This is a genomic window from Nitrospira sp. (genome assembly GCA_029194535.1).
Lineage (GTDB): Bacteria > Nitrospirota > Nitrospiria > Nitrospirales > Nitrospiraceae > Nitrospira_C.
The window spans coordinates 1-8,432 of the sequence record JARFXR010000004.1 but is presented as its reverse complement, the minus strand read 5'-3'; the positions used below and the strand labels follow the sequence as shown (position 1 = coordinate 8,432).

Sequence of the window (8,432 nt, the reverse complement as noted above, 5' to 3'; positions counted from 1 at the left end):
GGCGAAGGCAAAGGTCTATTTCGAGGCGAAAATGGCGTTTACCACCGGTCCCGTAGAACTCGAACGGATGATGAAGAACCACGAGGTCAACGTGATCGATGTGCGGGCTGCAGAAGACTACGCCGAAGGGCATATCCCTGGCGCGATCAATCTGCCCAAGGATCAATGGCCCACGTTGAAAGGCCTGCGCAAGGACAAGACCAATGTCCTGTACTGCTACTCGCAGGTCTGTCATCTCGCCGCGACAGCGGCGGTCGAGTTTGCCGGCAAGGGCTATCCCGTCATGGAATTGGACGGTGGATGGCGTTGGTGGAGGGACGACGACTTTGAGATCGAAAAATGATGGGCGCCTCTTGCGCCTTGATGGTTTTCGGTTGCGTCAGGTGAATGGATAACCTGCATCAGCTTGAGATCATTATTCTACTGCTTGCCGTCGTCCTGGCTCTGACGACGGTCGCACAGCGAATTCTGATCCCTTACCCGATTTTGCTGGTGATCGGCGGGCTCCTCTTGGCCATTGTCCCGGGGATGCCCACGGTCACGCTCAACCCCGACCTGGTCTTTTTGGTCTTCCTGCCGCCGATCCTATGGGCGGCCGCCTATTTCACGTCCTGGCGAGATTTCCGCCGGAACATCCGTCCGATCTCACTCTTGGCGGTGGGGCTTGTCCTGGCGACCGCGGCGGCTGTTGCCGGAGTCGCCCATGCTGTGTTGGGGTTCGGTTGGGCTGAAGCAATCGCACTCGGCGCCATCGTTTCTCCACCGGACGCCGTATCGGCCACCGCCATCGGCAAACGGCTCAACATGCCGCGCCGGATCGTCACGATCCTGGAAGGCGAAAGTCTCGTCAACGACGCAACGGCATTGGTCCTCTATCAGGCCGCCGTCGCAGCAGTCGTCGTCGGCGGTTTCGTGGTGGGAGAGGCGCTGTTCGAATTTGTGTATGCAGCGGTGGCGGGCGTCGCGGTCGGAGTTGTGGTCGGATGGGTCACGCGATGGATACTCCACGCCATTGAAGACAGCTTTACCGAGATCGCGGCGACGTTACTGGCTCCCTACGTGGCATGGGTGATTGGCGAGGTGATCCATGCCTCCGCCGTACTGTCCTGCGTTGCCGGTGGCTTATACCTACGGCAATACTTCAGCAAGGTAGTCGCGCCGATCACCAGGCTCCATGGACGTGCCGTGTGGGATTTGGTCGTCTTCGTGCTGAACGGTGTGATCTTCATCCTGATCGGTTTGCAGCTCGGCACACTCCGAGAGACCGTTCCCTCGGATCGACTGTGGTCTCTCGCAATCGGCGGGACGCTCATTAGTGGGGCAGCCATCGTCGTTCGATTGGCATGGGTTCCCTTGATCGCGACAATCCCTCGATACCTGAGCCCAACGCTCCGCGCCCGAGACCCTCTTCCGCCATGGCCTCATATTTTTTTGGTGGCCTGGACCGGCATGCGGGGCATTGTGACCTTGGCGGCCGCGATGGCGTTGCCGGTATCAACCGGCACCGGCACACCATTTCCCTTCCGGTCTGAAATCATCCTCCTCAGTTTTACAGTGATTCTTGCCACGTTGGTCGTCCAAGGGCTGACGTTGCCTCCGCTGATTCGGACGCTCGGAGTGAGCGGCGGTTCGGAGGGAGAGGAGGAAGAAATGCAGGCTCGCCACCAGGCGGCCGACGCGGCATTGTCACGCCTGAACGAATTGACCAAGGAAGACTGGACGAAACCGGCTCATGTCGAGCAATTGAAATCACATTATGGCGGGCGTCTTCGGCGGTTCTCGCCGGATGCCGAGATCGATCCTGATTGTAAGAAAGAAACGAGCGAAGCCTTTCTTCGGCTCAGAGAAGAGACCTTGGCAGCCGAACGTTCGGCGTTGATTCGGCTCCGGGATGAGGGCACGATCAGCGATGAGGTGCTGCATCGCTTGGAACAGGAGCTGGATGTCGAAGCGCTCCATCTCGGCTTAAGCGAGCAACGACACAGGGGCTGAGGCGTAGTGTCAGGAGCCGTTCGAACGGGTGGTGTCTCGTACGGCGATGTGGGTGTTCAAACAGCCGGAGGAGACAAGAGGAATAATTCTGGTGTCAGGAGGAACCGATGGCGCGCTCATCCGACAAGATTCACATCGTCATTATCAACGGCAGCGTGCGTCCGGGCAACTATACGAGTATGGCGATCGCCCTCGTTCTTGACGAACTGAAGAAGCACCCAAAGGTCGCAACCGAGGTCATTGATCCTGCCACATTGAATCTTCCACCGCCTGGGACCGACCCACCGTCCAAGGATGCGAAACAGCTCCAGCAGAAAGTGGGAGAGGCCACGGGAGTCATCTTGGCCACGCCGGAATATTACGGCAGTTTCAGCAGCGTGATGAAGCACATTATTGAAAGTCTCGGTCATCCGTCCCCCTTGGCCGGGAAGCCGGTCGCGCTACTGGGCGTCGCGGGGGGAACGATCGGCGCCGTGAAATCCTTAGAGCATCTGCGGAGCGTAGTCTCGCATGTCGGAGGGATCGTTCTGCCGTTGCCGATTTCAATCGCGAATGTCAGGACGGTCTTCGACAATGAGGGTCGATGCCTGGACGCTGACGCGGAACGACTCATCCGTGGCGTCGGAACAAACCTGCTGGCCTACATTGAGCACAATGTCTGTCCCAGAGTGACGCTGGAGCGGCTGCTCAGCGAGGGAGAAAGACTACCACCAAAGATCGTTGGGATTTAACATAGCAGAGCGGTAACCGAGGAGTTCATGCGATAGAATCAATGGGATTCATCGGCCTTGGAAAGATGGGCAGCGCAATCGCCGGCAACCTGTTCAAGGCCGGCCGCGTCGCGAGGTGTAGCGCTTAGCATGGGAGCGTGGCATACTGAGACTCGAACAAGGATGACTTCTTTCCTCGAGCCAGGCCGGTGAATTGGTGTTCCAGATCATCGATGGGAGGGAAACCCATGTCAAAGGCAGACGAACTCAAGACAGAAATCGAGAGCCTTCCTCCAGAGGAGTTCGCCGAACTCGTCCGGTGGTTGTCGGAAAAGGATTGGGAGCAATGGGACAAGCAGATCGAAACCGACTCTACGGCTGGGAGGCTGGATTTCTTGGTGGATGAGGCACTCGAAGCGAAAGCCAAGGGGACGCTCGAGAACCTGTGAACCATCGCACAACGGCTCGGTTTTGGACTTGCTATACGCACCTTCCCGAAACTGTCCAGAGAGTGGCCCGACACAACTTCGACCTCCTGAAAGAAAATCCCGCACACCCGTCGCTGCACTTCAAGAAAGTCGACAAGCTGTGGTCCGCTAGGGTCGGCCCTCATCACCGGGCACTCGCCGTTGAGGATGGGCCAGATTTCGTTTGGGTTTGGATCGGACCTCATGATGAGTATGAGCGACGCATCAAGCAGCAGGGCTAACCCAACGCTTCAGCAGCTTGCTTGCAGCGGCGGTTGAGCTTTGCGTTATGCTTCAAATGGACGCGACCACTGACAATTTGGCCTTTTCGCCGCACCCAATTGAAGCCGTCGGCCTGAGAGCGGGTGAAGGACCCGCGGTACAAGTTGCAATGGCGATCGTCCAGAGAACTACTGCACTGCGAGCTTACAACGCCTTCTCAAGTGGTCGCGATTGGATGGAAAAACTGTCGAGCGCTTACGTCGTTGCACTCGCCACGCGTTCGGCGGATACGTATCTGATGCGGCAGATTCAAAGTTGCATCGTCGAGGATCCAGCAACTCCTTGCACGAAGTGTCGAGAGGCAACCTTGGGCATTAACGTAATCCGTTCACGGTTGTTTCCCGAGTTGACGGAGCTGCGGGAACACACAAACGCGCTTATCCATCACTTGGATCACCCCAAGAACCGAGGCATCGCCGGGCTAAACGTCCAGGGTGTTTTCGATTACTGCTACCACCTTTTTTACGAGAACGCTGAATTGTTGTTCGGTCGCAGTCCAGAAGGCTCGTTTCCGTACACGAAATGCAAAGCATGCGGAGCGAAAGGCGCGGAATGCAAATGAAAGTATCTGTTGCAGCCTAACCTCATAGTCAACCGGTCCCCCGCAAGGGCAGCTTGCGGGTTCCCTCTGCGCTTCACGCTCCGGCAGCAGGTTACCCCAAACGTGAGCCGGACACACGAATGACGCCGACACGCATAGATACCGCTGACGCGATGGGCATCGTAAGCAATGGAGAAACGTGTGAATCCCTTAACCCCCATCGATCTCGACGCGTACTTCAACCGAATCGGATTCTCCGGCGAGAGGACTCCGGATCTGGATGTGCGCCAGATGATCCAGACACTTGACGGTGCCTGTGCCTGTACGGACGGGGACAGACACCCAGCGCAGACGCGGTGAAGGGTGTCAGTCCCCAGGCTCCGCGTGCCCGTCCTTCGGCACCACTCAGGACGGTGAGCCTGTCGAACCGTCTCGCCTGGCGTCTCATGTTTACACCCACCCTCCCCGGGCGCATCAAGACGCGCCCCGTCCCGAGTTCGTCACGGACCGTCATGAAGAACGTGAGCTAGCCCGACTCTCGGTCCTTTGACCGGTGAGGCGCGCCTGACGGCTATCTCTTCCGGCATCAGCTTTGTGTGGTAGGTGAGCCTGCCGGCGTCGCTCTTGAGGATTGGGAGTTCAGTAGGCCATACTGCGCCTGTCTAACTGGCTGCGGAAAACTCGATTTGTGTGCTTCGACACGCTCAGCACGAACGGAAAGCCTCAGTAAATGCAGCGAGCGCTCCGTTCGTCCTGAGGCTCTCGAAGGATGAACGGAGGGTTTTTCCACAGTCTGCCAAGTGCGCAATGTCATGGATGAGACGACCCGCAAGAGACTCACGTTAGGCGTAACTCTTTTCGTCGGAGCATCCGGCTTGTTTGGGTGCAAAGGCGAAGCCGGCTCCTCCGCGCCTCGTCCGATTCCCGAAGTGCAGGTCGTCCAAGTCACCACTCAGACTGTTCCCGATGAACCGGAGTTTATCGGGCAAGCCGAGGCGTCGAGTATCGTCGAGATTCGTCCGCAAGTCACCGGCATCATCAAGCAACGGTTTTTCCCCGAGGGGCGCGACGTCAAGCAAGGTGACCGTCTCTACGAGATCGATCCTGTGCCCTTCCAGGCGGCATTCGTGAGCGCGAAGGGACGAGTCGCGCAAGCTGAAGCGCGGCTCGTCCAAGCCAAGCAAGATCTGGCGCGCGTCAAGCCGTTGCTCGTCGAAGATGCCGTCAGTCAGAAAGACGTCGACGATGCAGTCGCGGAAGATCTTGCCGCGCGGGCCGCGCTGGAGGCGGCAAAGGGGGATTTGGTCAAGGCCAAGTTCGATTTGGACAATACCGTCATCACGGCTCCGGTCGACGGCTTGATCGAACGAACCCGGTACTACCAAGGGCGATTGGTCACTGCGCAGACAGACCTCCTGACCGTCATTCATCAGGTCGATCCCATGTATGTGATCGTGAGCGCACCGGAGAGTTTTCTCCTCAAACGAAGACGGGACACCCTTTCGAAACGGATTCAGCACCCGGGAATCTACAAGTTGACGGGCACCATGATCTTCGTGGACGGAACGACCTATGCGCATGAGGGTGTGTTGGATTTTGCTGAAATCGGGTTGCAGGTCCAGACCGGTTCCCGGCAAGCGCGAGTGGTGTTCCCGAACCCTGATCGGGTGTTGTTGCCCGGCCAGTTCGTGACCGTGCGCTTTCACGGAGTGTCGAAACCCAATGCCATTCTTGTTCCTCAGCGCGCGGTTCAGCAGGGACCGAAAGGCGCGGTTGTCTATGTCGTCGGTCAGGGTGACCAAGTCGAGGTCCGAGACGTGAAGGCGACGGATTGGCAAGGAGACCAGTGGCTCATCGAGGAAGGGCTCCATGCCGGGGAGCGTGTCATGTTGGAGGGATTCCAACGAGTCGTGCCCGGAGCTCAGGTCAAGCCCGTCACGGTGGCCTCGACACAATCCGATACGCCGCCGGCGCCGACCGGCGGCGCGGAACAGGCGAAATGAACCTCAGTTTTTTTATCGACCGGCCGATTTTCGCCTCGGTCCTTTCCATCGTCATCATCGTCGTGGGCTTGGTGGCAATGTTGGCCCTGCCCATCGCTCAATTTCCAGAAATCACTCCCCCGGTGGTGCAGATCGAAGCCGACTATCCCGGCGCGAGCGCGGATGTCGTGGCGGAATCGGTCGCCCGCCCCATCGAGTTGCAGCTGCCCGGGATCGACCACCTTCTCTATTTCGATTCGACGAGTACGAACGACGGTCACGTGACCATCAAGCTCACCTTCGAAATCGGCACGAACGTGGATATCGCGCAAGTCCAGACACAGAATCGCCAGAAGCTGGCCGAGCCGCAGCTTCCGCCGGAAGTCATTCGTCAAGGAGTGACCGTTAAAAAAATGTCGCCGGATTTGCTGACGGTGATGGTGTTGAATTCCGACGATCCGCAGCAAGATGCGCTCTTCCTCTCGAATTTCGCGATCCTGCGAATCCTCGACAATATCAAGCGGTTGCCCGGCGTCGGCGATGCGCAGGTCTTCGGGCAGCAGAACTACAGCATGCGGCTTATCCTCGATCCGGTGCGTATGGCGCAGTTGGGCCTGACGCCGACCGACATCGCGAATGTGGTGCGCGAACAGAACCGTGACTTTCCCGCTGGAACCGTCGGACGGGAGCCCATGCCGATTCCTACAGAACTCACGCTTCCGCTCATCACCGAGGGGCGCATGACCGACGTGCGCGAATTCGAGGATATGATCGTTCGCGCAATGCCGAACGGGTCGATGGTTCGTCTCAAAGACGTGGCGCGGGTCGAGTTGGGAGCGCAATCCTACGTGCTCGAAGGCCGCTATAACCGTAAACCTACCGCGCTGCTGCTCACTTTTCTCTTACCCGGCGCCAACGCCCTCGACACGGTCAAGGGAATTCGCGCCGAAATGGAGAGGCTCAGTCGTATTTTTCCGCCCGGCGTCACCTATGACATTCCCTACGACACGACGCGCTTTGTCGATGTCTCCATCAAGGAAGTGGTGAAGACCTTGGGGGAAGCCATGGTCTTGGTCATCCTGGTGGTGTACCTCTTTCTTCAAAGCTGGCGCGCGACATTGATTCCCGTTCTGGCGGTTCCGGTCTCGCTGATCGGAACTTTTGCCGGAATGGCGGTTCTCGGGTTCTCCATCAATACCCTCACCCTCTTCGGCTTGGTGCTCGCCATCGGAATTGTGGTGGATGATGCCATTGTGGTCGTGGAGAACGTGGAGCGTCATCTGGCGAATGGACTGTCACGGAAAAATGCGGCCAAGAAGGCCATGGGAGAGGTGGCCGGCCCTGTGATCGCCATCGTGCTGGTACTGTGCGCGGTCTTTGTGCCGGTGGGATTTCTCGGAGGCATCACCGGCCAATTGTACAAGCAGTTTGCGATCACGATTGCGGTCTCCGTCGCGATCTCCGGGTTCGTCGCACTGACGCTCAGCCCCGCCCTCTGCGCCCTCGTGCTGAAGCCGAGTCATGGGCCACGCACAGGCTTCTTTGAGCTGTTTAACCGGATGTTCGGGTGGGTTCAAGAGCGGTATGCAACAGGCGTGAGTTTCACGTTGAAACACATCGTGCTCTCGCTCGCGCTGTGCGCGGTCGTGATCGGTGTCACCGTGAGATTGTTCACGATGATTCCTATGGCCTTCCTACCGGAAGAGGACCAGGGGTATTTTATTACCGTCGTTCAGCTGCCTGATGGGGCGTCGAAAAAGCGGACAGACGCGGTCGTCGATCGAATCGAGCAGTACTACCATACCTTGCCGGCGATCTATGCAACACAAGCGCTCTCGGGACAGAACTTCGTCTTTAATACCAGAGGAACCAATACGGCGACTCTCTTCGCGCCCCTCAAACATTGGGATGAACGGAAGGGCAAGCAGGACCATGTCAAGGCGTTGATTGGGAGCGCGTTCGGAGAGTTTGCGAAGATACCCGGTTCGCTGATCCTGGCGTTTAATGCTCCCTCGATCCGGGGTCTGGGCGCCACCGGCGGGTTTTCCGTGCAGCTACAAGATCCGAGCGGCGGGGATTTTCAGCAGTTCGGCGCGGTCGCTCAGGAGTTCGTCGAAAAGGCACGCCAGGATCCGGCGATCGGAGCGGTCAGTACCAGTTTTCGCGTGAGCGCGCCTCGCGTGCACGCCAAGATCAATCGAGAGAGGGCCAAGGCGCTCGGTGTGCCCATCTCCGAAGTGTTCGACACGCTTCAGGCCTATTTCGGCAACCTGTACATCAACGATTTTGTGAAATTCGGTCGTGTCTATCGAGTGCAGACCGAAGCCGAGCCCCAGTATCGATCGCGCCCGGCCGATATCAGCAAGATCTATGTTCGAACATTGAATGGTCGAGAGACATCAATGATCCCGCTCGATACAGTCGTCTCGACGACCTATTCCAGCGGGCCTGATCCCGT

At 58.2% G+C, this 8,432-nt stretch carries 7 protein-coding genes; all 7 read left to right on the top strand.

All coding sequences use genetic code 11. The annotated features are described in order from the left end of the window. A partial coding sequence (locus tag P0111_18400; protein ID MDF0646004.1) for a rhodanese-like domain-containing protein occupies positions 1-343 on the top strand: 343 nt, incomplete at its 5' end. A gap of 44 nt (positions 344-387) precedes the next feature. Continuing rightward, the gene (locus P0111_18395) at positions 388-1,992 is read left to right on the top strand and encodes a Na+/H+ antiporter (protein ID MDF0646003.1); all 1,605 of its coding nucleotides are present in this window, start codon (positions 388-390) and stop codon (positions 1,990-1,992) included. A 107-nt stretch (positions 1,993-2,099) separates the two neighbouring features. Further along, positions 2,100-2,723 (top strand): NAD(P)H-dependent oxidoreductase, encoded by a 624-nt coding sequence (locus P0111_18390; GenBank protein MDF0646002.1) that lies wholly within the window; start codon positions 2,100-2,102, stop codon positions 2,721-2,723. A gap of 227 nt (positions 2,724-2,950) precedes the next feature. Then, the gene (locus P0111_18385) at positions 2,951-3,151 is read left to right on the top strand and encodes a hypothetical protein (GenBank protein ID MDF0646001.1); all 201 of its coding nucleotides are present in this window, start codon (positions 2,951-2,953) and stop codon (positions 3,149-3,151) included. Positions 3,152-3,458: 307 nt separating this feature from the next. Continuing rightward, entirely contained in the window at positions 3,459-4,013 is a 555-nt protein-coding gene (locus P0111_18380) for a hypothetical protein (protein MDF0646000.1), read from the top strand. Positions 4,014-4,804: 791 nt separating this feature from the next. Continuing rightward, the gene (locus tag P0111_18375; protein ID MDF0645999.1) at positions 4,805-5,995 is read left to right on the top strand and encodes an efflux RND transporter periplasmic adaptor subunit; all 1,191 of its coding nucleotides are present in this window, start codon (positions 4,805-4,807) and stop codon (positions 5,993-5,995) included. After that, the coding region (locus P0111_18370) for an efflux RND transporter permease subunit (GenBank protein ID MDF0645998.1) at positions 5,992-8,432 on the top strand (2,441 nt) is incomplete at its 3' end. The genes P0111_18375 and P0111_18370, both read left to right, overlap by 4 nt.